Source organism: Caulobacter sp. RHG1 (assembly GCF_013181195.1).
In the GTDB taxonomy this organism is placed as follows: Bacteria; Pseudomonadota; Alphaproteobacteria; order Caulobacterales; family Caulobacteraceae; genus Caulobacter.
Window position 1 is genome coordinate 90,983 of the sequence record NZ_SMZP01000001.1, and the last position, 23,970, is coordinate 114,952.

The window sequence follows — 23,970 nt, forward strand, 5'->3', positions numbered from 1 at the left end:
AAACGAGAACTTTCCAAGCATGCAGGAATAGGTTAATTAGAGAACATTGATCTGCGAATGCGCCGGGGGGCAGCAATGAGCGACAATGGCTTCATAGCCGTCAGCAGCCGTATCGGCGACGCCTTGGCGAATGGCCTCGTCGAACGATGGCGCTTCGTGCTCCTCTCGCTGCTGCTGGCGATCGGCGCGATCCTGGCCTTCTTTGGCTGGGACGTCGGCGCGAGGCTGCTGGGCGTGTGGATTCTCCTGACCACCAGCATCCTGCTGGTGGTCATGGTCGTCTTCGATTTCTGCAAGGACCTGATCGGTCAGCCCGAGGCCCAGAAACCGGGCGCACGATCGGCCTCGGTCGCTCTCGCTTTGCTGCTGGCGGCCCTGGCCTCTCCGGAAGCGATCTCGGCGACGGCCAAGACCATGGCGGCGTCCGTCTATACAGCGACGGTCATAACACCCCAGATCGGCGCCGCAGCCAGCAACGCCGTCGACACAGTCCCCAGGAATGCGGCTGAGCGGCGTTCGTTGGTGAACATCGAGGGCAACAAGGCAAACGCCCGACTCTTCGACGAGCTCTCGGCCCAGATCTACAAGGCGACCTTGAACACCAAGGCCGACAGTGCGGCCTGGATCTGGTTCTTCTTCGTATTTTCGACGGTCCTGCTCCTGGCCCGGGCCCTCGTCCAGTCCTACGACGCGATGCTGGACGACGGCGCCGAGGTCCTGGGAGACCAGGCATCGCCCACGCCGCGCCGGCAATCCTTGATGAACTATCCGAAGTGGCTGGCCCTATGCCTGTACGTGGCCATCTTGGTGCCTGCGACCTACTTCTCGCTGGGCGCCCTGCTCAAGCTCGGCCTGGATTCGAAGGGGACCGAGATCTCGGCCGTACAGGCCCTTCTTCGTCAGGCCGGCAACGAAGCGATGGAGGCGACGCCCGGATCGCAGGTCAGTCTCGACGATGTCGCCAAGAAGCTTCAGACGGTGCGTCTAAGCCTGACCGCTCCGCCTTCCGGCGAGGCCGGCTCGCGCCCGAGTTTCCCGTCGGATTACGCCACGACGCTGACCAGCGCCGAGAACGCGCTCACCAGCGCCCGAGCCGCAGCCCTGGCGCTTGAGACCTGGCGCGCGGGTTACGAGGCGGCGGCCGTACGTCAGGCCGGCAGCTTCAAACGGATCGCTACCGCCGATCAGTTCTCCGACCAAGTCAGCGCCCTTTCCGCACAGTACCGCGCGGAAATCCTGAAAGCCCGCTCGCACATCCGCGCCTGCTTCATCGGTGCGATGGATCTCAACAACAGTCTTGGCGACAAGACGACAGGCGTGATCCAGGCCAGCTTGGCGGCCAGCGTCGAGATCCGATGCAACAAGGCGGTGAACACCCTCCAAGCCCTGCCGACGCTGCCGCTGCCCGTCGTATGCAGCGAGACTTGCGCCAACGCTCCTAAGGCCGCCGCCAAGGACGACCCGGGTTGCCTGAGCTGCCAGGGCGGCGAGATCAGCGACGTCCTCTATGGCTGGATGGCGGACCTTTCCGACTCCGCCGTACTGATCGTGGGCCTGATCGGCTTTGGCCTGTTCGGGGCGGCGATCAGGATGTTGGGGCGGCCCGACGAGACGCCCGTCGCCGAAGCCGATTTCGTCCTGGCGCGACTGAACCGCGAAATCGCCCACGCGCGCCTCCTCGAAAAAGGCGAGCAAAGGCTCAGCGCCGAAAAGGTCTATACCGACGCCAACAAGGCCGTTGATCAGACGAACCCCACCGCGGTGACCGCCCTGAACGCTATGCGGGTGGCCTTCGAGCAAATTCAGGCCGAGGAAGCGGAAGCCAAGAAGGTCGCCATAGACGCCGATAACGCCTTGGCGGCGCTCGAACGGCGCGCTTCTGAAGCCCGCACCAATTTCGTCGTCGAGCGCATCGAAAACGGCAAACGCGAGTACGTGGTGTCCGGCGCGCCCGCCAAGGTGCTCGTCTCGGGATTGGGCGCGGCCTTTACCGTGTTTCTCGCCGGCAAGGCCGGGGTTCAGATCTTCACGGAGGGCGGGCGGACCAGCCCCACCGGCCTGCTCCTCGCCTGCTTTGTAGGGGCCGTCTTCGCGGAACAGATCTGGCGGGCGGCCAGTGACATGGTCAACAAGCGCACCACGCCCGCCGGCTAGCCGGCGCAGTAACCGCGCCTAGAGCCGCGCCGCCGAGAACGTGTCGCACGCACTGGGATCGCCCTGCTCATATCCCCGCGTGAACCACCGCATCCGCTGGGCGCTGGAACCGTGGGTGAAGCTGTCGGGGACGACTTGGCCCTGGCTGCGCTTCTGGATCGTGTCGTCGCCGACGGCGGCCGCCGCGCCCAGGCCGTCCTGGATGTCGGCGCGGTTGATGACGATCTGGCCGCCCGAGGTCTCGCCCGCATGGGCGGCCCAGACGCCGGCATAGCAGTCGGCCTGCAACTCCAGGCGGACCGAACCGCTCTCCTCGCCCTTGGCGCCCAGTCGGCGAGCCTGCTGGTCGGCGCCCAGCAGGTGCTGCACGTGGTGGCCGATCTCGTGGCTGATGACATAGGCGCGGGCGAACTCGCCCTGGGCGCCGAAGCGGGTCTCAAGCTCCTGCCAGAACGACAGGTCCAGATAGACCTTCTGATCGGCCGGACAATAGAACGGCCCCATGGCCGACTGGCCTGTGCCGCAACCGGTGCCGGTGGCCTGCTGGTAGAGCACGATAGCCGCGGGCTGGCGGTACTGGACGCCTTCGCGGGCGAAGATCGGCGACCAGACCTCCTTGTTGGACGTCTCGATCACATCGACGAACTGGCCGTCACGGTCACTGACCTGGCCCCGCGCGCCCTCCTGCTGAGCAGGCCGCTGCAGGCCTTGCGTCGCTTCCAGCGTCGTGCGCGGATCGATGCCGAACACGAAATAGCCGATGGCCGCCAACACCACCGCGCCGACGCCGCCGCCGACGATGCCGCCAGCCCCCAGACCACGCCGATCCTCGATGTTGCCGGACCGGCGACCGCCTTCCCATTCCATGAGTGTCCTGGCCCTCTAGTTCGGTTCACTGGCGGGCTTGATCGCCCGGATTCGCGCATTGCTTTCGTCCAGCGCATCCTGCGTCAGGCGCTCCAGTTGGTCTACCGACCGTGCGCGTTCGGCGTAATGCTGGGCCAGATCCTGGTTCATCCGGGCGGTCGACGGATCGGTCAGCGGCCGCAGGGTCGGCGCCCCGGCGCGCTGAGCGTCGAGTTCGCGCAGCACAACCGCCGTCCGGGCCCGGTCCTGGGCGTTCGAGGCCTCGATCTCGCGCGCTGACTGCGCGCGCTGTGCGTCCTGCAGCGCATGAGCGACCAGCGGATCACGTGAATCGCGAAGATCCTGCGCCTGGGCGACCGCGCCGAGACCTAGAAAACAGGCAGAAAGCAAAAGGGCCGCACGCATCGGATACTCCTGGTCACGCGCGGCCCAGCTTACCTCAGGGCCGCTTGACCGTGAAACGCGCGAGTTCGGTCTTCGGCGCCGCCCAGTCCGGCTTCAGCTCGGCCGCACGGCTATAGTCGCGATAGGCCGCCGTCAGATCGCCCAGCCCTTCGTGCGCCAGGGCGCGGTTGTACCAGGCGCGCTCGGGATCCTTGACGCCCATCGACAGGCCCTTGTCGATCTCGCTGACGCCCTCGCGCCAGCGCTCCTCGCCGACATAGGTCGCTCCGCGGTTCACATAGGCTTCGCCCATCTGCGGATCGATCCGCGAGGCCTGGTCGAAGTCGGCCCGGGCGGCGACGTATTGCCCCTGGCGCATCTGCAGCACGCCGCGGTTCACAAGCGTGCGGGCGCGATCGCGGAAGGTCAGGGTTTCCAGCTCCAGGGCCACCGTGCAGGCCAAGACCGCGCGGCTGTCGGATCGCCCGCCAGTGGCGGCGTCCGAGCACTCGCGGGTCGATCCGTTTCCGATGATCTGGCTGGTCGCGCCGGCGGCTCCGGCGTGGGTCAGAAGCGCCGCCGCGCAGATCGCGGCGAGCGATAGGGCTCTGGTCATGTCTTCCTCCGTGAGGCCGGTCTTTTGGCGCCGGTCCTCTGGGGCGATCATACTCCCCCTTTGGGACTTCGCCCATCGTGCTAACACAGGCGTCGACTCCATCAGGGACGCCACGCCGCCATGCACCTCGCCCGCTTTCCCCGCGCCCGCTTCGCCCACCTGCCGACGCCGCTGGAGCCCCTGCCCCGCCTGGGCGCCGAGCTGGGCGTCGACCTGTGGGTCAAGCGCGACGACTGCACGGGCCTGGCCGGCGGCGGCAACAAGACCCGCAAACTAGAGTTCCTGCTCGGCGACGCCCTGGCCCAAGGCGCCGACACCCTGGTGACGCAAGGCGCGGTGCAGTCCAACCACGTGCGCCAGACCATCGCCGCCGGCGCGCGGTTCGGCCTGAAGACCGAGGTGATCCTGGAAGAGCGCACCGGCTCCAAGGCCAGCGACTACATGGGCAACGGCAACGTCCTGCTCGACAAGCTGATGGGCGCGGCCATCCGCTACGTGCCCGGCGGCACGGACATGGTCGCCGAGCTCGAGAGCACCGCCGAGAGCGTGCGCCAGCGCGGCGGCAAGCCCTATGTCATCCCCGGCGGCGGCTCCAACACCATCGGCGCCCTGGGCTATGTCGACTGCGCCCGCGAGTTGGTGGTCCAGGCCGACCAGATGGATCTGAAGATCGACCGCTTCGTCACCGCCACCGGCAGCGCCGGCACCCATGCAGGCCTGGTCGCGGGCTTCGCCGCCCTATCGGTCGATATCCCGATCCTGGGCTTTGGCGTCCGGGCGCCCAAGGCCAAGCAGGAAGAGAACGTCTTCAATCTGGCCGTGGCCACCGCCGAGACCATCGGCGCGGCCGGCCGCGTCAAGCGCGAGATGGTCGTGGCCGACTGCGACTATGTCGGCGAGGGCTATGGCCTGGTGGACCAGGGCGTGATCGACGCCCTGACCCTGGCCGCCCAGACCGAGGGCCTGCTGTTCGACCCGGTCTATTCGGGCAAGGCGCTGAAGGGCCTGATCGACCAGGCCAGGAAGGGTGCGTTCAAGGGCGAGCGGGTCGTGTTCCTGCACACCGGCGGCGCGCAGGGCCTGTTCGGCTACCAGTCGGTCCTGGAGCCCGCGCTCTAATGAGCAAGGTCTTGGGCGTCCTTGGCGGCATGGGCCCGGCCGCCACGCTGGATTTCCTGGCCAAGCTGCAGGCGGCCACGCCGGTCAAGCGCGAGCAGGATCACCTGCGAGTGCTGGTCGACATCAATCCCAAGGTCCCGGACCGCAACGTCAGCGACTCTGACCCCGGCCCTGTGCTGGCGGCGATGGCGGCGGGACTGCGGAATGGCGGGGCGGAGGTCCTGGCCATCGCCTGCAACACCGCTCACGCCTACGCCAGGGACGTCGAGGCCTCGGGCTTGCCCCTGGTCGACATGCTGGAGACGGCGGGTCTGGCGGCCAAGGCCGGGGGCGCGAGCATCGTCGGCGTGCTAGGCACCGGCCTGGCGCTGGGCCTCTACCGCGACCGCTTCTCGCACATGGGTCTGGAGGTGGTGATGCTGGACGACCACGAGCAGGTCGAGTTCATGGCCCTGCTCTATCGCATCAAGCAGGGCGACCTCAGCAACGCCTCACGCGAGACCATGGCCGCTCTCGCCCACAGGCTGGTCGGCAAGGGCGCACAAAGCGTGGTGGCGGGCTGCACCGAAGTGCCGCTGGTGCTGTCGCAGGACGCGCTGTCGGTCCCGCTGCTGGACGCGACGGAAGAACTGGCCCGCCGCTGCGTCGAGGTCTGCCTGGCCTAGAAGCTCAGGCTGGTCCCGGTCTCTTCGCTGCAGGCTTCGAACATCCCGACCAGCGCCGCCGTCCCTCGCGAGGCCTGGGCCATGCGCAGCAGAGCGGCGCGCGCATGGACGCTGTCGGCGATCTCGGCCTGACGTTCGAGGCGCTCGGCCTCGCTGAGATGATCGTTGCGATTAACCATGGGCCGAACATTTACAGGAGATGAACGAAGCCGCCATGCGACAGCTGGACGCACGCGGTTCATCGAGCGATGTGTTTGATCCGGAAATGAAAACGCCCCCGGATCCTTAGGATCCGGGGGCGTCGTCCTGTTCCCCAACAGGACGGCGTCGGCTGCGCCAGAACCGGCGCGGCGGCGTCGCCTCAAAAGCGATGACGAGGGTTTCGCCGAACAGGGATCCGGAAACAACGCGGCGGCCTGTCGCAGGCTGGCGCGCACTGCGCCTCCTCATACGAAACCCTTTTAATTCAATAAGCTGAACGAAAGCTTGAGCTTGGACCCGCGACCAGCCGTCGCAGATCACCCTTCAAATGTTACCGGTAGCAAAATTAGGGGTGGCCAAAAGGGTGACACCGGTAGCAAGCTGCGCCTCAGTTCGTCGCCACAAGACGACGGGGCCCTCGCCGGCCCCAGGGGGAAACCGACCCAGTCCATCCACGCGATGGAGGCTTCCCTTCGGCCGGCGCTGTGACCCGTCAACGGAGTTCCACATGCCGCTCAGCCCGATTTCCCGCCGCCGCCTGATGGCGTCCTCGGCCGCCGCCTTCGCCGCCGCCGGCCTGCCGTTCAAGGCCCTGGCCGCGCCGACCAAGGCTGGCGCCATCGAGACGATGAAGAAGGCCTCGCGCTTCATGGTCGACAAGGCCGCCTACAAGGGCGGCTACGTGTGGAGCTACCTGCCCGACTTCTCGCGCCGCTGGGGCGAGATGGAAGCCTTCCCGACCATGATCTGGGTGCAGCCGCCCGGCACCGGCACGGTCGGCCACCTGTTCCTGGACGCCTATCACGCCACCCAGGACGAATATTACTACGACGCCGCCTGCAAGGCCGCCGACGCCCTGATCGCCATCCAGAACCCGGCCGGCGGCTGGAACTATCTGGGCGACATGGCCGGCGAGGCTTCGCTGAAGAAGTGGTACGACACCATCGGCAAGAACGGCTGGCGCCTGGAGGAATTCCAGCACTACTACGGCAACTGCACCTTCGATGACGAAGGCACCGCCGAAGTCTGCAAGTTCATGCTGCGCATGTACGTCGAGAAGAAGAATCCGAAGTACAAGGCCGCCCTCGACAAGGCCCTGAAGTTCGTCCTGGAAGCCCAGTATCCGGTCGGAGGCTGGCCGCAGCGCTTCCCGCTGAAGGACGAGTTCCACCACCACGGTAACGCCGACTACACCGGCTACATCACCTTCAACGACGACGTGATCGGCGAGAACATCGAGTTCCTGATCATGGTCTACCAGGCGCTGGGCGACGAGAGCGTGCTGGAGCCGATCCGGCGCGCCATGGACTGCTACATCGCCTGCCAGCAGCCCCAGCCGCAGCCGGCCTGGGGCCTGCAGCACACGGTCAATGACCTGAAGCCCGCCGCGGCCCGCACCTACGAGCCCAAGGCCTTCGCCACCCACGCCACGGCCAGCAACCTGGCCCAGATGATGACCTTCTATCAGCTGACCGGCGACGCGAAGTACCTGGCGCGCATTCCCGAGGCCCTGGACTGGCTGGACAGCGTGCGTCTGCCCGACAACGTCGCCCCCGGCAAGGCGCGCTACCCGACCTTCATCCAGGTCGGCACCGGCAAGCCGCTGTACGTGCACCGCACCGGCTCGAACGTCGTCAACGGCCGCTACTACACCGACGAGAACCCCGAAAAGACCGTCACCCACTACTCGTCGTTCCGCAGCGTCGACGTGAAGGGCCTGCGCGCCCGCTACGAGAAGCTGAAGGCGACCCCGCCCGAAGAGGCCAGCAAGAACTCGCCGCTGAAGGGACGCCGCACCCTGCCGAAGTATTTCATGGTCAAGGATCTGTCGGTTGAAGACCTGAAGGTCGGCGGCGATCTGTCCAGCTCGGCCCCCAAGCCGGTCGACGCCGACCTGGCCAAGGTCGCCAAGCTGACCAGCGAGCTGAACGCCGAGGGCTGGTGGCCCACGCCCCTGACCTCGACCAGCCAGCCCTATATCGGCGACGGCCCGGCTGTGCCGACGCCGGGCGACTTCTCCGAGACCAAGGTCGGCGACAAGTACGACACCTCGCCCTATCCCGACCCGAAGCCGGCGATCGGCATCTCGACGGCGTCGTTCATCGCCAACATGGCCACGCTGATCAAGTTCGTGGACGCGGCTTAAACTACCCTACTCGCTGGCGCGCCGGAGGTTCATCAGGACCTTCGGCGTGTCCTTGCGCAGCGCCTCGCGGAGCAGGGCCTTGGGGACGGGCCAGTCGACCGCCAGACGGTTCTCGTAGAACACCCGCGTGCCGCGCCCGCCGTTCAAGGGCTCCAGCCGCCACTCGCCCTGCTCGACCTTGAGGTCGCCCTCCACCAGCTTGAACTTGATGCGGCTGATCGGCTCGTAGTCCGAGCGGAAGACGATGCGCATGCCGGGGAAGACCAGGTTGCGGCGCGTCAGGTGCTCGCGGATGTCCCAGCCCTTGCGCTGGTCACCCGACAGCACGCGGCAGCTGGTCAGGTTGGTCAGCATCAGGCCGGCCACCGCGCAGTCGGTGATCATCGTCCAGACCTTTTGCGGCGGCGCGGCGATGTCGATCACCGCCCGCACATGTCCGGAGATCCCGTCTGGATCGGGCGAGACCTCGGTATAGGCCTCGCGCTTGGCCAGGGCCGCCTGGGCCTTGGCGTTGAGGTCGAAGGCGCTGGCGCTCGTCGCCGTCAGCAGCAGGCCGAGACCGGCCAATAGTGCTCGCATCGTCGTCGGCTCCGAATTCTCTGATATCGGAACAGGTACGACGGGTAAGCGGTTGCGGACGCTTTTGCGGTCAGACCATCCCGCGGCCCAAAGCGGCCCGCACCACCTCCGGCGCATGGTCGATCACCCGCAGATAGGCGCTCAGGGCCGAGTCCGGCCGCGCCTCGCCCTGCTCCAGGTCTTCCAGCAAGGTCAGGTCGATATTGAAGGTGCGGGCGAAGGCGGCCTGGGACAGCCCGGTGCGCCAGCGGACGGCCTGGACCAGGGCGCGGGCGGAACGCGCGCGCGCCGGGGTGGCGCCCTCGTCGATCGCGAGGTCGGCATGCTTGGTCATTCGAACGCTCCTGGGCGAAGAGCCTGCCCATTTCTGATGGAAGCCATCAGAAATGGATAAGCAGGCTCGTTCTGCTTCTAAGCTGGAGCGTGGCAGGCGCCGAAACCGCAAACACTTTCGGCTGCCACGCTCTAGCGTCCTCCCTTTGGACGACTAATAGGACCGCTCGATTGCAGAATTTCGACGGCTTTGAGTCAGTCCGTGTCGGAAGCTTGGCTCTTGGTCAGGAAACCCGCCGTCGCCTCGATGGCCTCAACCAGGCTGACCCGCTCGATCTGCACGCCTTCGGGCAAGCTTGAGAACAATCGCGTCGGCGCGGCGGCGTCCAGCATCACGAACACGCCGCGGTCGTCGGCGCGGCGGATCAGCCGGCCGAAGGCCTGGCTGATGCGGGCGCGGGCCACGGCGTCGTCATAGCCCTTGCCGCCAAAGCGCAACCGCCGGGCCTTGTGCAGCACATCCGGACGCGGCCACGGCACGCGGTCGAAAACCAGCAGGCGCAAGCTGCGCCCGGGCACGTCGACGCCGTCCCGGATGGCGTCGGTGCCCAGCAGGCACGCGTCCTCCTCGGCCCGGAAGATGTCGACCAGCGCACCCACCTCCAGCGGATCGACATGCTGGGCGTAGAGGGCCAGGCCGTTGTCAGCGAGCGGCGCGGCGATACGTTCATGCACGGCCTTCAGGCGGCGGATGGCGGTGAACAGGCCAAGGCCCCCGCCCCCAGCGGCCAGAAACAGCTCGCGCATCGCGGCCGAGACCTGGCGCGGGTCTTCCTTGTTCACGTCCGTGACCACATAGGCCTTGGCGTTGTTCTGGTAGTCGAACGGCGAGGCCAGGCGCAGCACCTTGGGCGCAGTCGGCAGGCGCGCGGCGCCGGTGCGCATCTCGGCTAGGGCGAACGGATCCTCCAGGGCCGGATCAACGAGGGTGGCGCTGGTCACCAAGACCCCGTGAGCCGGCGAGAGCACCGCCGCACGCAGCGGCTCGGTCGGGTCCACCCAGTGGCGGCGACAGGCGGCGTCGACGACGCGGCCGTACAGGAACGTGGCCTCGAACCAGTCGACGAAGTCGGGATCGGCCTGGCTCGGATCGACATCGTCCTCCTCGAGCGCCTTCAGGATCGAGCGCCAGGCCGGCAGGGTCATGCGGGCGCGGCGATCCAGGCCCCGCAGCGCGCCTTCGATCCGCGCGCGCTCGGACGTCCCCAGATGCTCGGCGTCCTCGTCCAGCACGTCTTCCAGGGCGCGGACCAGGGCCAGCAGCGGCGCTTCCAGTGAGGCCAGGGCGCGGGCGGCCTCGGGCGCGCGCTCGCGGACCAGGTCGATGGCTGGCCGCGCATCGCATTGCAGGCCCAGATCGGCGCCGCCCCGCTCGCTGGAGCGGGCGCGCAGTTGCTCGATCACCGCGACCAGGAAGTTTTCGATCGGGCCGATCGGATTGATCTGGCCGTCCGGCGGCGCGACCCGGCCCGACCAGCCCTCGCCTGGCAGAGCGGCGGCGGCGTGGATCGCCTGGGTCATCGCCAGCCGCGCGCCTTCCTTGTCGCCCAGGATGTCCAGCAGACGGGCCTCCAGCCCCCTGCCCCGGCGGCCACGGCCCTCGGGACCCCGGATCCAGCGGCGCAGCTCCGCGGCCTCCGCGCCCGACAGGGCGGCGGAAAAGGCGCTGTCGGCGGCCTCGAACAGGTGGTGGCCCTCGTCGAAGACGATGCGCTTGAGACTGGTGGTCTCGTTGTCGCCCTTCAGCCCCCGCGCCGTGCGCGCGCCGTCGAAGGCGGCTTGAGTGAGGACAAGGGCATGGTTGGCGATGACCAGGTCGGCGCGCTTGGACGCCCGCACGGCCTTTTCGATGTAGCAGATGCGATAGTGCTGGCAGCCGGCATGGATGCACTCGCCGCGCCGATCGACCAGGTTCGACGGACTGGCCTGGGCCGAGGGCGGGACGGCGGACAAGGTCGGCAGCCAGGCCGGGAAGTCTCCGCCGGTCATGTCGCCGTCGCGCGTCGCGCGGGTCCAGCGCGCCGTCAGGGCCAGGCCGATCAGGTCGCCATTGCCCAGCTGGGCGCTGTTGATCTGTTCCTGAAAGTTCAGCAGGCACAGATAGTTCTCACGCCCCTTGCGGACGACGGCCTTCTTGGCGCGTTCCTTGGGATCGGGATAGATCGACCGGCTCTCGCGCTCGATCTGGCGCTGCAGGGCGCGGGTATAGGTGCTGACCCAGACCGACGGTCCGTTGGCCTCTGCCCACAGCGAAGCCGGGGCCAGATAGCCCAGGGTCTTGCCGACGCCGGTGCCGGCCTCGGCCAGCATCATCCGCGGCTCGCCCTCGCGCTCGCGCGGCTGGAAGGCGAAGGACGCCTCCCTGGCGAAGGTCGCCTGGGCCTCGCGCACCTCTTCCAGGCCTGAGCGCTGCAGCAGCTCGTTCAGCCGCAGCTCGACGCGTTCGGGGTCGATGGGCCGCGAGCCGGCTTCGCCCGGCGGGGCCTGATCCTCCCATTCGACCAGGCGAGCCCAGACGTCCAGGCCAGAGCCTCGGAACTGGTTGCCGACCGGGACTGAGCGCAGCGCGCCGATCACCGCAGGCCCCCACGACCAGCCGGCCTTGGCCAGGGTCTCGGCGACGGCCAGCGCCTCCTCGCGCGACGGCACGGGCGTCAGAGCCAGCTCGCGCAGCAGGGCGTCGGCGCTCTCGCGCAGGCTCTGGGCCTGTTCGCCCGCGCCGCGCGGCTCGGCCAAGCCCAGCGCCATGGCGAGACCCACGGCCGACGGCGCGCAGAAGGTCGCCGGGCGGACGAAAGCGTAGAGCTCCAGCACGTCGAACAGGCGTGGCCCGCGCCCCGGCGGCGAAAGGTTCAGACGGCGGGCGGTCATGGCCGCATGGGCCACCAGCACCGGGCGGTGCTCGAACAGGTCGCGGGCGTCCGGCGCGCGCAGCAGCCGCCCCTCGCCCGAGCCGTCGGCCACGCCGGCGCGCGGCCCGGGCAGGACGACCAGGGCCGGAGCCAGATCCAGAGTCGGCGGGAATGCAGTCACACGAGTCTGTTAGCAAAAACGGCCGCGAAACAGAATGGGAACGGGTGCTTTTCAGCCGATCGGGCCGTACTCGTCGTCATCCAGACCGTCCAGCCGGTCGATCCCGGCCTGGGCCGGACCGCGGATGTCCGGATCCGGACTTTCGACCGCGCGTCGATACATGACGAGGGCCAGCTCGGCGTCGGCCCGCATGCCGCGCCCCATCTCGCACATGAAGCCCAGCATCAGCCACGCGCGCAGATCGCCGCGCTCGGCCGCCATCTGGAACCAGCGGATCGCCTCGACATAGTCGATCGGTACGCCCGCGCCCCGATAGTGGGCCGCGCCCAGACTGGACATGCCTTCCGGCAGATCGTTCACGGCCGCGCCCGCATACAACCGCAAGGCTGCGTCAGGATCTTTACGCACGCCACGGCCCGCGGTGTGGAGCCGCCCCATCGCGTTCATCGCCTCGGCCGAGCCCATCTCGATCGCTCTCTGCAGCATCAGGACGCCGCGCGCCGTGTCGATCCGCCCACCATAACCGTTGAGATAGGCCCGGCCGGCGGCGAAGGCGCCCTGAGATGACCCCGCCATGGCCGCGCGGGCGTACCAGGCGCGAACCAGGGCGGCGTTCTCGCGCACTCCGCCACCGCCTTCGTAGACGACCGCCAGATTGTGCATGCCGTTCGGATCTCCCGCCTGCGCAGCGCGAGCATACAGCCGCATCGCCTGACGCCGGTCGACCGGTACGCCGTCCGCGCCGTGGAAATAGGCGTTGCCCAACTCGACCATGGCCTCGGTTTCGCCGGCGGCCACGCCCTTGCGCAGCCAGATCAGAGCCTTGACCTGATCCGGTTCACGTCCCGCGGCGCGCACGTAGCAATAGGCCAGATCGACATAGGCCTTGGCGTCGCCCCGCTCGGCTCGGTGCTGGACGGCCTGGCAATCGGTTTCGGTCTGGAAGTCCTGCGCCCGAGCCATGTCGGCGGGCGACAGCATCATGATCAAGAAGGCAAGCAGCGCACCGATACGCATCAGGTCCCCATCGAGCCCCGATCGTCACGTCGCTGGCCGCCTCGTCAAGCCAGACAACCGCAAGCTTCGCTGCGCGCAACCAGACTCGCCCGTTACGGGTTCAAAAGACGGATGAAACAGAAGGGGAACATGCTATATCGCGGTCAATGTTCGCGGCTGACGCCCTTCCTCCCAAGTTCCAAGAGTGGTTCGCCGCCCGTGGCTGGAGCCCGCGCGAGCATCAGCTGGCCATGCTGGACAAGGCCCGGGCCGGACGCGGCGCGCTGCTGATCGCCCCGACCGGCGGCGGCAAGACCCTGGCAGGCTTCCTGCCCAGCCTGATCGAGCTGGCCGAGCGCCCGCCGCGCAACACGCCGGCTGGGATCCACACCCTTTACATCTCGCCGCTGAAGGCCCTGGCTGTCGACGTCGAGCGCAACCTGCTGACGCCGATCCGTGAGATGGGCCTGCCGATCGTGGCCGAGAGCCGCACCGGCGACACCGGCGAGAGCCGCAAGGCGCGTCAACGGATCAAACCGCCGGACATCCTGCTGACCACGCCCGAGCAGCTGGCCCTGTTCTGCGCCTGGGAGGGCGCGCGCGAGTATTTCAGCGATCTGCGCTGCGTGATCATCGACGAAGCCCACGCCATCTGGCCGGGCAAGCGCGGCGATCTGCTGGCGCTCGGCTTGGCGCGACTGCAGCAGTTCGCACCCGAGATGCGGCGCGTAGGCCTGTCCGCGACGGTCAATGACCCAGACCTCGTGCGGCGTTGGCTGGGCGCGGGGCAGGACGTCGACCTCGTCCTCGGCTCGGGCGGCGCGCAGCCGGTCGTCGAGGTTCTGGTGTCCGGCGGCCGCGTGCCCTGGGCCGGCCACACGGCCGAGCACGCCATGGCCGAGGTCTACGAGATCATCAAGTCGGCCCAGACGGCGCTGATCTTCGTCAACACCCGCTTCCAGGCCGAGTTCGCCTTTCAGCGCCTGTGGGAGCTGAACGAGGCGGACCTGCCGATCGCCCTGCACCACGGCAGTCTGTCTGCCGAACAGCGGCGCAAGGTCGAGGCGGCCATGGCCCGCGGCGAGCTGCGAGCGGTCGTCTGCACCTCGACCCTCGACATGGGCATCGACTGGGGGGACGTGGACCTCGTGATCCAGCTTGCCGCGCCCAAGGGGGCCTCGCGCATGGTCCAGCGGATCGGCCGCGCCAACCACCGCCTGGACGAGCCCAGCCGCGCCCTGTTCGTGCCCGCCAGCCGCTTCGAGATGCTGGAGTGCCGCGCCGCCGCCGACGCCATCCTGGAGAACCATCTGGACGGCGAGCCGGCTCGGGTCGGCACGCTGGACACCCTGGCTCAGCACATCATGGGCTGCGCGTGCTCCGAGCCCTTCAAGCTGACCGACCTCTATGACGAGATCCGCTCGGCTGGGCCCTATTCGGACCTGTCCTGGGAAGACTTCGAGACCGTCGTCGATTTCGTCTCGACCGGCGGCTACGCCTTGCGCACCTACGACAAGTTTCGCCGCATCGTGCAAACGCAGGACGGCCTGTGGACCGCCCGAAACGCCCAGGCCCGCCAGCAGCACCGCATGAACGTCGGCGTCATCGTCACGCCCGGCATGATCAACATCCGGATCGGCGGCGGGAAGCGGCCAATGGGCGGCCGCAAGATCGGCGAGGCCGAGGAAGGCTATTTCGAACAGCTGACCCCGGGCGACACCTTCGTCTTCGCCGGCCAGGTCTGGCGCTACAACAGCCTGGTGGGCGCCGACGCCTTCGTCAGCCCCGCGCCGAATGACGACCCGAAGATGCCCAGTTGGGGCGGGTCCAAGTTCCCGCTCTCGACCTATCTGGCCAGTCGCGTTCGCCAGATGATGCACGACGAGCGCGAGTGGGCCGCCCTGCCCCCGGACGTGCAGGAATGGCTGGCCTGGCAGAAGCTGCGCTCGGCCATCCCGGACGAGGGCGAGATGCTGCTGGAGACCTTCCAGCGCGGCAAGCGCTTCCACCTGGTCTGCTATCCGTTCGATGGGCGCCTAGCCCACACCACCCTGGCCATGCTGCTGACCCGACGGCTGGATCGACTGGGCGTCGGACCGCTGGGCTTCGTCTGCAACGACTACGCCCTGAACGTCTGGTCGCTGCGACCGATGGACGGCCTCGATCTGGACGAGCTGTTCGCCCAGGACATGCTGGGCGACGACCTGGAGGTCTGGCTGGACGAGAGCTTCATGATGAAGCGGGCTTTCAAGCACTGCGCCTTGATCGCCGGCCTGATCGAGCGTCGCCATCCTGGCGCCGAGAAGTCCGGACGGCAGGTGACCTTCTCGACAGACCTGATCTACGACGTGCTGCGCAAACACCAACCCGACCACCTGATGCTGCGCTGCGCTCGCCACGACGCGGCCACCGGCCTGCTCGACATCGCGCGCCTGGGCGACATGCTGACCCGCGTGCAGGGGCGTATCCGTCATGTGCCGCTGGAGCGCGTATCCCCCTTCGCCGTGCCGATCATGCTGGAGATCGGCCGCGAGCGCGCGCCGGGCGACGCAGCCGGCGAGATGATCCTGGCCGAGGCCGAGGAAGACCTGATCGCCGAGGCCATGTCGTGACCCGCTTCACCCCCTCCGCCTGCGGCGGCCTGCGTATCGCCCTGGCCAATGTCGAGGTCATGCTGCGCTGGTCGGGCGCGATGTGGCTGGAACGCGAGCGCACCCTGGTGGTCGCCGACCTGCACTTCGAGAAGGGCAGCAGCTACGCCGCGCGCTTTGGCCAGATGCTGCCGCCCTACGACACCCGCGAGACGCTGGACCGTCTGGACCGCGAGCTGGATCTGCTGAAGCCCGAGCGGCTGATCTTCTTGGGCGACAGCTTCCACGACGGGGCCGGCGAGTCGCGGCTGGCCGCCGACGACCATCGACGCCTGGAAGGCCTGGCCCGGGGCCGCGAGTTGATCTGGGCGGTGGGCAACCACGACGCCGACGGCCCCAAGGTCCTGCCCGGCGAAGTGATCGACGAGGCCTCTATCGCGGGCCTGACCTTGCGTCACGAGCCCGAGCCCGGCGTTCAGCTGGGCGAGGTCGCCGGGCACCTGCATCCCGCCGCCAAGGTCGCCAGCGGCCGGGCCACCACCCGCCGCCGCTGCTTCGTCACCGACGGCCAGCGCCTGGTCTTGCCAGCGTTCGGGGCGTTCACGGGCGGCCTGAACATCCTGGACGAGGCCTTCTCGAATCTGTTCGCAGGTCCGCTGCTGGCGGGCGCCTTGGGTCAAAGCCGAGTTCATGCGGTGGGGATGAAGTCGCTGCGGCCAGACTGAGCGGCCGCGCGAGGCGCTACATGTGCAGCGCCTGTTCCAACGAGAACGCCAGGGACATGGCCGCCCCGGCGGTCAGGAGGGTGCGCATACGGGGGCGCCAGGCGGGGCCCTCGTGGGCGGTGACGTCCCAGACCCATTGCAGCAGCAGCACGAGGAGGAAGCCTGACAACTGCCAGGCGGGCTCGAACTTCAGCTCGCCCAGCAGCAGGCCGAAACCGGCCAGCGGAAACAGCAGGGACAGGCCCAGCACCGACCAGCGCGGACTGACGCTGTCGATCTCGAGGCCTGAGCGCACGCCGCCAAAGTACGAGACCATGGCCGCCGAATAGGCCAGGAGGCCGACCAGCGCCGTGTGCCGCAGCGCCATCGGGCCATAGCAGAACAGGAACGACGCGATGAAGAAGGGCACCAGGGTCGAGAGGCCGAACACCCAGACCGCCGGGGGCACCGGCGTCCGCTCGTCCACGGACTCGTTCATGCTTCAGCTCCTTCGGAAGGCGACCGAAGCCACCCACCCTGCGCCCAGGGCGACTATTACCGACAGCACGCCATAGGTCCACGGACGATCTTTGGAGAAGACATACAGGGCCCGCTCGACCCCAGCCTTCTCCACGATCAATTCCCGGTCGCGGATCGAGACGGGCTTGCCGTCCTGGAACAGCACGATACGGGCGCTGTAGCGGCCGATCGGGGCCTCCGCGGGCAGGTCCAGCTGAGCGCGGAACAGGCCCTTGTCGACAAAGCGCACCCCACCCGGATCGGCGGCATAAAGGCCGGCCTTCTCCTTCAGGCGCAGCACGGCGCGACGCCAATCGAGATAGTCGGCGCCCAGCCGGCTGACGACCACGTCGCGGACGCCGTAGCGGGTCTCGACCCGACGCTCCAGCGGCGCGGCGATGGTCAGGTGCTCCAGCCCCGCGCCCAGATGGCGCAGCGGCGCGAAGCCGGCGATGTCCTGCAGCTTACGGGTCGAGGCCACGCGGTAGAAGCCCGGCGCGCCCTCGAACACCACGGGGCGACTGTTCAGCCACAGGCCGGCGACCTGGGTCTTGCGCGCGATGCGGATCGGCTGGTCGGGACCGCGCACGATGACGACGATGTCGCTGGGCCGATCCTTGGGATCGAACACCGCCCCGTAGAGCACGATGCGCGCGCCGCGAAAGCCCGAGCTGACCCGGATCTCGGTGTCGGTCAGGGCCGCGGACACCGCGGGCGCGGGAGGCGCGTCGACCAGCGGGATCATCGCGCCGTCCCCGTCATCAGCACGAACGCCTCGTCGGGATGGATGAAGAGGTCCGCGCCCATGCGCAGGCCCACGGCCAGAACCAGCAAGGCCAGCAGCGCCCGCAGCTCCTCGGCGCGGAAGCGGCCCGAAGCCCGCGCGCCCAGCTGCGCGCCGATCACCCCGCCGATCAGCAATAAGGTGGCCAGCACGATGTCCACGGTCTGGTTGCGGCCAGCCTGCAGCACGCTGGTCAGCGAGGTGGTGATGACGATCTGGAACAGGCTGGTGCCCACCACCACCGGGGCTGGCATGCGCAGCAGGTAGATCATGGCCGGCACCAGGATGAAGCCGCCGCCCACGCCCATCACCGCCGACAGGATGCCGACGAACACACCCAGCAGCACCGGCGGGATGACGCTGATGTAGAGACGCGAGCGCGGGAAGCGGACCTTGAACGGCAGGGCGTACAGCAGCATGGGCCGGCGCTCGCGGCGGGGCTTGGGCGGCTGGCCCTTGCGGCGACGCAGGATGGCGCCGACCGACTCCATCAGCATCAGCCCGCCAATCACGCCCAGGAACAGCAGGTATGAGACCGACACCGCCATGTCCGCCTGGCCGATCAGGCGTAGCCAGCGGAACACCTCGACCCCGATGAACGAACCGATCGCCCCGCCTGTGGCCAGGACGCCGCCCATGCGGAAGTCGACCACGCGCTTGCGGCTATAGGCGATGACGCTGGAGACCGACGAGGCGGCGACGTGGTTGGCCTCGCTGGCCACGGCCACCACCGGCGGAATGCCCATGAACACCAGCACCGGCGTCATCAGGAATCCGCCGCCGATCCCAAACAGCCCCGAGATGAAGCCCACGAGCCCGCCCAGCACCACCAGCAGCAGCGCGTTCACCGACACCTCGGCGATGGGCAGGTAAAAATGCAAAGCGCGCGCGGTCCTTGCGGCGGAAGGGGTGTCCTGTGATGCAGGGCTGGGAGGGTCGCGTCAACGACGCCCCCTCCTTCACGGCGCGTATTCGCGCTGCGCCACCTCCCCCGTTGCACGGGTGAGGAGAAACACCCTCATCCTCCCCCGTGAAACGGGGGAGGTGGCGGCGAAGCCGACGGAGGGGGCGCTAGGAGCTTACCGCGCGTAGACCGACAGGCGGTTCAGGGTCTCGCCATCGATATTGCCCGAGGCGGGCAGGCCCTGGTCGCGCTGGTAGGCCGAGATGGCCATGCGCAGGGCTGGCGACGAGACGCCGTCGCGCGGACCTTGGTAGTAGCCCAGCTGCGACAGCACCCGCTGGGCCAGGCCCAGATTGGCGTTGGTCGCGGCAGGCGCGGCGGCGGCCGACAGGCTGGCGGTCTGCACCTGGGCCTGCGGACGGAAGGCCTGAGCCGAGCGGTCGGCGGTCTGCTGAGCTTCAGCCGTCAGCTGAGCGCGCAGGGCCGTGGCGCGGCTGCGGGCGGTGGCGTCACCGGCGCGACCGGCGATCACGTACCACTTATAGGCCTCGGCAGGGTTCTGGCTGACGCCCAGACCGCTTTCGTACAGCTGGGCTAGGTTGAACTGGCTGTCGACGAGGCCGAGATCAGCAGCCTTGCGGAACCAGGTTGCGGCCGTGGTCGAGTTGCGTGCCCCGCCCTCACCCTTGAAATAGTAGAGCGCCAGGTTGTGCATGGCGCGCGGGTCGCCGCCATTGGCCGCGCGCTCGCTCCAGCGGCGGGCTTCCGGCATGTCCTGCTTCACGCCGCCCTTGCCGCTCTCGAACATCTTCGAGAGGTAGAACTGCGCAGCGGGATAGCCGCCGTTGGCGGCGCGCTTGAGGATCTCGACGCCCGAACGGTCGCCGGCCTCGATCTTGCGGACGCCGTCCTCGAACAGGGCCTTGGAGGCGTCGGTAGCGGCCGGCGCAGAGGTTTCACCCTCGACGGGCGTGACCTGACCGGCCGACAGCGCCACGGCGGCGCGCGGCGCGCCCGGGGTGGTGTCGGCTTCCGGACCGTTGATCTCGACGTCGGCGTTGCGGCCGGCGATGGCGGCGGCGACACGCGTGGGCGCAGCGCCCGAACCGTCGGTGTTGAGCAGCAGCAGACCGCCCACGCCCGCGCCCAGGGCGCCGGCGGCGCCGAACACGGTGACGGCGGTGGCCACGGTCGCGCCCAGACGCTTGGGCTTCTTGGCGGCAAAGCCACCGAAGCCGCCGAACAGCGACCCGCCGGCCTTTTCGCCCTTATCCTTGCTGCGCTTCTCGGGCTTGGCCTTGCCGCTTCCCTTGGTGTCGGAGGTCGCAGCGGCGCGGGCCGCGGCGCGGGCCTGCTCGATGATGTCGCGGGTGGACATCGGGCGAGCCGGCGCCTCGGGCGCGGCGAAGTCCGACAGTTCCGGTTCGGGCTCGTAGCTGGGGGCTTCCGGCGCGAAGCCGTCGGCCATGGCGTAGTCTTCCTGCGCGAAGCTTGGGGCTTGCGGCTCCTCGACCGGGAAATCGGCGACCTGGTAACCGCGTGAAGGCTGGGCCTGCGGCGGCGGCGGGGCGTCGAAGTCGTCGTCGTGGCTGAACGAAGCGGACTGGCTGAACGAGGCGGCCTGCCCGAAGTCGTAAGCGTCGTCGCCGAAGGGCGAAGCGGCCGGCGGCGACGCGGTGCGGGTCGGCGCGGGGGCCGGAGCCGGCTCTTCCATCTTGCGCTGGGCTTCGCTCAGACGCGTGTCGATCTTTTGCTGCGCTTCCTCCAGCATGCGGAGCGTGCGCTCCTCGCTCTGGCGGATGCGGTCGACCAGTTCCTGGCTGGAGCGCTCGTGACGCTGGTTCAGGCGGTCGGTGACGCGGGCGACCTGCTCGCCGACATCGTCGATGGCCAGGGCGTTGCGGCGCTCGGCGCTGCCGATGCGTTCGGCCAGCTTCTCGGTGATGCGGGCGATCTCGCCACCCAGCTTCTCCAAGGCTTGAGCCTGAACGCTGTCGGCGCGGTTCAGCTTGTGCTCGACGGTGGCGGCGATGCGCGCGACCTCGCCGCCGACCTGCTCGATGGCGGTGGCGTTGCGCTGCTCGGCGGCGTGGACGCGACGGTTGAAGGCGTCGGCGACGCCCACCACTTCGCGGCCCATGCGCTCGATGGCCTGGGCCGAGCGCTGCTCGGCGGCTTGCACGTGAGCGGCCATTTCGCCCAGCTTGCGCTCCATGCGATCGAAGCGGCCGTCAGCGGTTTCCCGCAGCTTGGCGGCCATTTCCAGACGAGCGGCTTCCATGCGCTGGGTCAGGCTGGCGGCCAGATTGTCCAGACGCTCCTGCACGCCGGCGGCGGGGTTCGCGCCTTCGACGACGCCCAGGCGGTTGTCCAGGGCAGAGAACGACGAGCCCAACTCGCGCAGGGCGTCGCTGGTGCGGGTTTCGGCGGCTTCCAGGCGCTCGCTCAGGCGAGCGACGACGGCGTCAACCAGAGCGGCCGGATCCTGGGGCGTCGCGGCGGACGCGGCTTGTTCGGTAAGACGAGCTTCCAGCGCGGCGATGGTCTCGCGGGTGCGGGCTTCGCCTTCGTAGAGATGACCGGCGACCTTGCCCAGCGCCCCTTCCAGGGCGCGCAGGGCCTCGGCCGAACGCGGACCCACCGCTTCGGTCTCGATCCGGCGCGTACGCTCGGCAGCGCGGACTTGTTCGCTCTTCAGCTCGTTCACAGCGCCTTCGAAACGGGCGGCGACGGCGATCTGTTCACGTTCGGATTGTCCCAAGCGCGTGAGCGCCTCGCGGACGGAATGATCGATGCCGGTGATTGCAGCGGCGTTGCGGCCTTCGGCGGCTTCGATGCGCTGGGTCAGGCGGTCCAAGGCGACGGCCACTCGGCCGACTTCATCGGCCGGATGCTGGGCGATCTCGATACGCGGCGGCGCGTCGTCCTTGACGATTTCCAGATAGGCGCGGTTAGACGGCGACGGCGCTTCGTCGCCGACGCGTTGATCACCCGGCTGACCATCGCCCTCGATGATCATCCGATTGAGCCATTCACCCAGAGTCATGCCGGAGCGACGCGCGAGGTCTTTGGCGACCTCTCGTGCCTTAGGGTCGATGCCCTTTACGCTCCATGGCGAAGCCGCCGTCATGCGAATCGATCTCCACACACCATGTGGAAAACGCTAGTCGTCGATTCCTAGATAGTAAACGCGACGAAAACGCCGGATCTAGTGGTGCTCGCATTCATTGTGGAGGAATCAGGACGGAGGTCAAACGTTCTGTAGCGCGCTTCAAATGCAAGAGAGTTAACGATCGTTAACCATTTGCCAGGCCGATTGTCGCAGGCCTAGAAGGCGGCATGGACCTTACCGCCACCATCGCCGCGGCCGTCGCGCTTCTGCTCCTCGCCGTTCTGTGCGGATGGAGAGGCGCGCGTCCGTCCAATGTTCTCAAGGGCCCGCGCATGATTCCGTGGCGCCCGCTGATGATGGTCTGCGTGGTCGCGCTGATGCTCATGCTGGTGCATCTGGTGAACCTTCTCGGCGTCGAGACCGGCAACCAGACGCGCTATTGAGTCACAGTCAGTTGGCGGCCTTCTTGGGCCGTTTCGTCAGCCCCGACATGCCGCCGGACGACAGCAGACCGATGTCGGCGAGCAGGAAAGGAATGGCCCACTTGTGGGGCGCGGCAATGTAGCGCGGCTGCCAGACGGGGTCATACTTGTCCTTGTAGCGGCGCACGCCCTGGAAATTATAGATCTCCTCGCCTCGCTCGTAGAGCAGCCGGCCGACCCGCGACAGGATCGGCGCCAGGCGACGGTCGTCCAGGCCCGCCAGCGGCGCGACACCGAACTCGAACGCCTGGTAACCCTCTTCCTTGCCCCACTGCAGGAGCTCGACGAACAGGTAGTCCATGACGTTCTTGGGCGCCTCGTCGGAATAGCGCATCAGGTCCATCGAGAACGAGGTCTTGCACGCCGTCAGCCACAAGGTGGCGAAGGCGACGATCTTGCCCTCCTCGCCCCGCACGACGGCGACCGGGAATTCGGCCACGTAGCGCGGATCGAAACCGCCCATCGAGAAGCTCTTCTCGCCGCCGGCATGGTGCGAAAGCCAGGCGTCGGAGATCCGCTTCAGCTCGTCCATGATCTCCACGGCGGCGCCGACCGGCAGGATCTCGAAAGCAGCCCCGCCCTCCCCGGCCTTGCGCCAGTTGCGACGCAGGACTTCGCGGCGGCGGCCGACCAGGCTGAAGGCCTCCAGCGGCACGGCCGCGCTCTCGCCGGTCTTCTGGATGGCCAGACCCAGATCGACGGTGTCGGGCAGGTCTTCCGGACCCAGGCCATAGAAGCCCGCACGCGCGGCGTGAGCGTCGGCCAGCTCGCGGAAGCGCCAGAACAGCTCCATGCGCTCCTCGTCCTTGCCGACCGGCGCGCCCAGGGCCACCCACGAGCGCCCGCGCACGCCGAACATCAGGAAGCTCTCGCCCGAGGCCGAGAACAGGAAGCGCTTGTCGCCCAGAAGGGCCAGGTTGGCGGCGGGCTCGGCGTCCTGAGCCTTGGCCAGGATGGCGCGAACGCGGTCGAACTCGGGATCGGTGTCGTCGACAACGCCCGGCGTGGCGGCGGTGGCGATCAGGCGCCAGACGCCGACGGCCAGCAGCACGATGGCGGCGGCGACAGACGAGCGGATGGCGCGAGCCGCCTCGTCATGGTCCTGCAGGATGCGGATCCACGACTTGTCGGCGAATTCGGTGTGCTGGAAGGACCACCAGCCCAGCAGGCCAGCACCGGCGATCGCCGCGCCCGCCGACAGCAGCCAGCCGGGCGTGATCTCCATCCGCGCCAGGGCCGCCTTGCGCGGGAAGGCCTCATGGAACGGCAGGATCAGCAGGAAGCAGACCAGCAGCATCGCGGTCTCCTCCCAATTCAGGCCCTTGAAGATCGCCAGCACCGCCGAAGCGGCCAGCACGATCAGCGCCGACCACCAGGCCACGCCCAGGCGTGAGCGCAGGCCAAAGGCCAGCAGCAGCAACACCAAACCCAGGATCGACGAGAAGAAGTGGCTGATCTCGATCAGCAGGTCCGGCGCGATCGCCAGCAGCAGCAGGAAGCGGGTCGGCTCGGACGGCGTCGCGCCCGAGGCCAGCAGCATGACGCCCGCCGAAGCGGTCAGGATCGCCGCCAGCATCGGCGCGATCGCCAGGGCCGCCGGCCTGAAAACTGTCGCGGACATCCAGATCCCGGATTCGACGAATCCCCAGCGGGATCCAGCAGCGGTTCCTCGTATAACTCGCAAATCGATATGCGGTCGCGAACGATGATGCGAAACGATCGTTTGAATCGACTTGCCGACGTCGCGCCAGGGCGTACTGTGTCTCCCAAGAACTAGGTCC

At 68.3% G+C, this 23,970-nt stretch carries 20 protein-coding genes; 7 read left to right on the forward strand and 13 right to left on the reverse strand.

Annotated features, from left to right (window positions below; genetic code table 11):
- The first annotated feature begins 75 nt into the window (after window positions 1-75).
- Window positions 76-2,154: a hypothetical protein gene (locus E1H18_RS00490; RefSeq protein ID WP_172262662.1), complete on the forward strand. Its 2,079-nt coding sequence runs from the start codon at window positions 76-78 to the stop codon at window positions 2,152-2,154.
- A gap of 18 nt (window positions 2,155-2,172) precedes the next feature.
- Here E1H18_RS00490 and E1H18_RS00495 read toward each other — a convergent pair whose 3' ends face one another.
- The 3 genes from E1H18_RS00495 to E1H18_RS00505 are packed head-to-tail and all read right to left on the reverse strand — an operon-like array spanning window position 2,173 to window position 4,021.
- Entirely contained in the window at window positions 2,173-3,021 is an 849-nt protein-coding gene (locus E1H18_RS00495; protein WP_172262664.1) for a neutral zinc metallopeptidase, read from the reverse strand.
- Window positions 3,022-3,036: 15 nt separating this feature from the next.
- Window positions 3,037-3,426, reverse strand: coding sequence for a hypothetical protein (locus E1H18_RS00500; protein ID WP_172262666.1), 390 nt, complete (start codon window positions 3,424-3,426; stop codon window positions 3,037-3,039).
- Window positions 3,427-3,460: 34 nt separating this feature from the next.
- Window positions 3,461-4,021: a tetratricopeptide repeat protein gene (locus E1H18_RS00505; protein WP_172262668.1), complete on the reverse strand. Its 561-nt coding sequence runs from the start codon at window positions 4,019-4,021 to the stop codon at window positions 3,461-3,463.
- Window positions 4,022-4,141: 120 nt separating this feature from the next.
- On the opposite strand from E1H18_RS00505, the gene E1H18_RS00510 reads away from it, so the two are divergent.
- Window positions 4,142-5,140, forward strand: a complete 999-nt coding sequence (locus tag E1H18_RS00510; RefSeq protein ID WP_172262670.1) for a D-cysteine desulfhydrase — start codon at window positions 4,142-4,144, stop codon at window positions 5,138-5,140.
- Complete coding sequence (locus tag E1H18_RS00515; RefSeq protein WP_172262672.1) at window positions 5,140-5,805, forward strand: aspartate/glutamate racemase family protein; 666 nt, start codon at window positions 5,140-5,142, stop codon at window positions 5,803-5,805. Before E1H18_RS00510 ends, E1H18_RS00515 begins: the two co-directional genes overlap by 1 nt.
- On the opposite strand, the gene E1H18_RS00520 is transcribed toward E1H18_RS00515, so the two are convergent.
- Window positions 5,802-5,984, reverse strand: coding sequence for a hypothetical protein (locus E1H18_RS00520; protein WP_172262674.1), 183 nt, complete (start codon window positions 5,982-5,984; stop codon window positions 5,802-5,804). The two genes, E1H18_RS00515 and E1H18_RS00520, sit on opposite strands and share 4 nt — an antisense overlap.
- A gap of 530 nt (window positions 5,985-6,514) precedes the next feature.
- Here E1H18_RS00520 and E1H18_RS00525 point away from each other — a divergent pair.
- The gene (locus E1H18_RS00525) at window positions 6,515-8,152 is read left to right on the forward strand and encodes a pectate lyase (protein WP_172262676.1); all 1,638 of its coding nucleotides are present in this window, start codon (window positions 6,515-6,517) and stop codon (window positions 8,150-8,152) included.
- A gap of 6 nt (window positions 8,153-8,158) precedes the next feature.
- Here E1H18_RS00525 and E1H18_RS00530 read toward each other — a convergent pair whose 3' ends face one another.
- From E1H18_RS00530 to E1H18_RS00545, 4 genes are all read right to left on the reverse strand, one after another.
- Window positions 8,159-8,731: an SRPBCC family protein gene (locus E1H18_RS00530; protein WP_172262678.1), complete on the reverse strand. Its 573-nt coding sequence runs from the start codon at window positions 8,729-8,731 to the stop codon at window positions 8,159-8,161.
- 70 nt (window positions 8,732-8,801) lie between these two features.
- Window positions 8,802-9,065 carry a DNA-binding transcriptional regulator gene (locus E1H18_RS00535; RefSeq protein ID WP_172262680.1) on the reverse strand — a complete coding sequence of 88 codons (264 nt, stop codon included), beginning with the start codon at window positions 9,063-9,065 and terminating at the stop codon, window positions 8,802-8,804.
- A gap of 194 nt (window positions 9,066-9,259) precedes the next feature.
- Window positions 9,260-12,097 carry an ATP-dependent DNA helicase gene (locus tag E1H18_RS00540; RefSeq protein ID WP_172262682.1) on the reverse strand — a complete coding sequence of 946 codons (2,838 nt, stop codon included), beginning with the start codon at window positions 12,095-12,097 and terminating at the stop codon, window positions 9,260-9,262.
- Between the two features lie 51 nt (window positions 12,098-12,148).
- Window positions 12,149-13,114, reverse strand: a complete 966-nt coding sequence (locus tag E1H18_RS00545) for a tetratricopeptide repeat protein (protein ID WP_241735850.1) — start codon at window positions 13,112-13,114, stop codon at window positions 12,149-12,151.
- 146 nt (window positions 13,115-13,260) lie between these two features.
- Here E1H18_RS00545 and E1H18_RS00550 point away from each other — a divergent pair, with 146 nt between their 5' ends.
- Together E1H18_RS00550 and pdeM are read left to right on the forward strand one after the other, a co-directional pair.
- On the forward strand, window positions 13,261-15,705 hold the full coding sequence (locus tag E1H18_RS00550; protein ID WP_172262684.1) for a ligase-associated DNA damage response DEXH box helicase: 2,445 nt from the start codon (window positions 13,261-13,263) through the stop codon (window positions 15,703-15,705).
- A complete protein-coding gene (pdeM, locus tag E1H18_RS00555) occupies window positions 15,702-16,409 on the forward strand; it encodes a ligase-associated DNA damage response endonuclease PdeM (protein WP_172262686.1) in 708 nt (235 codons plus the stop codon). The genes E1H18_RS00550 and pdeM overlap by 4 nt, the downstream gene beginning before the upstream one ends.
- Window positions 16,410-16,425: 16 nt before the next feature.
- On the opposite strand, the gene E1H18_RS00560 is transcribed toward pdeM, so the two are convergent.
- From E1H18_RS00560 to E1H18_RS00575, 4 genes are all read right to left on the reverse strand, one after another.
- Window positions 16,426-16,887 (reverse strand): DUF3429 domain-containing protein, encoded by a 462-nt coding sequence (locus E1H18_RS00560; protein ID WP_172262688.1) that lies wholly within the window; start codon window positions 16,885-16,887, stop codon window positions 16,426-16,428.
- Window positions 16,888-16,890: 3 nt separating this feature from the next.
- On the reverse strand, window positions 16,891-17,652 hold the full coding sequence (locus E1H18_RS00565; protein ID WP_172262690.1) for a TIGR02186 family protein: 762 nt from the start codon (window positions 17,650-17,652) through the stop codon (window positions 16,891-16,893).
- Window positions 17,649-18,572 (reverse strand): sulfite exporter TauE/SafE family protein, encoded by a 924-nt coding sequence (locus E1H18_RS00570; RefSeq protein WP_172262692.1) that lies wholly within the window; start codon window positions 18,570-18,572, stop codon window positions 17,649-17,651. The genes E1H18_RS00565 and E1H18_RS00570 overlap by 4 nt, the downstream gene beginning before the upstream one ends.
- Before the next feature lie 198 nt (window positions 18,573-18,770).
- A complete protein-coding gene (locus tag E1H18_RS00575; RefSeq protein WP_172262694.1) occupies window positions 18,771-21,725 on the reverse strand; it encodes an SEL1-like repeat protein in 2,955 nt (984 codons plus the stop codon).
- A 209-nt stretch (window positions 21,726-21,934) separates the two neighbouring features.
- On the opposite strand from E1H18_RS00575, the gene E1H18_RS00580 reads away from it, so the two are divergent.
- Window positions 21,935-22,150 carry a hypothetical protein gene (locus tag E1H18_RS00580; RefSeq protein WP_172262696.1) on the forward strand — a complete coding sequence of 72 codons (216 nt, stop codon included), beginning with the start codon at window positions 21,935-21,937 and terminating at the stop codon, window positions 22,148-22,150.
- A gap of 7 nt (window positions 22,151-22,157) precedes the next feature.
- On the opposite strand, the gene E1H18_RS00585 is transcribed toward E1H18_RS00580, so the two are convergent.
- Window positions 22,158-23,810 carry a bifunctional lysylphosphatidylglycerol flippase/synthetase MprF gene (locus tag E1H18_RS00585; RefSeq protein ID WP_172262698.1) on the reverse strand — a complete coding sequence of 551 codons (1,653 nt, stop codon included), beginning with the start codon at window positions 23,808-23,810 and terminating at the stop codon, window positions 22,158-22,160.
- Between the last annotated feature and the right edge of the window lie 160 nt (window positions 23,811-23,970).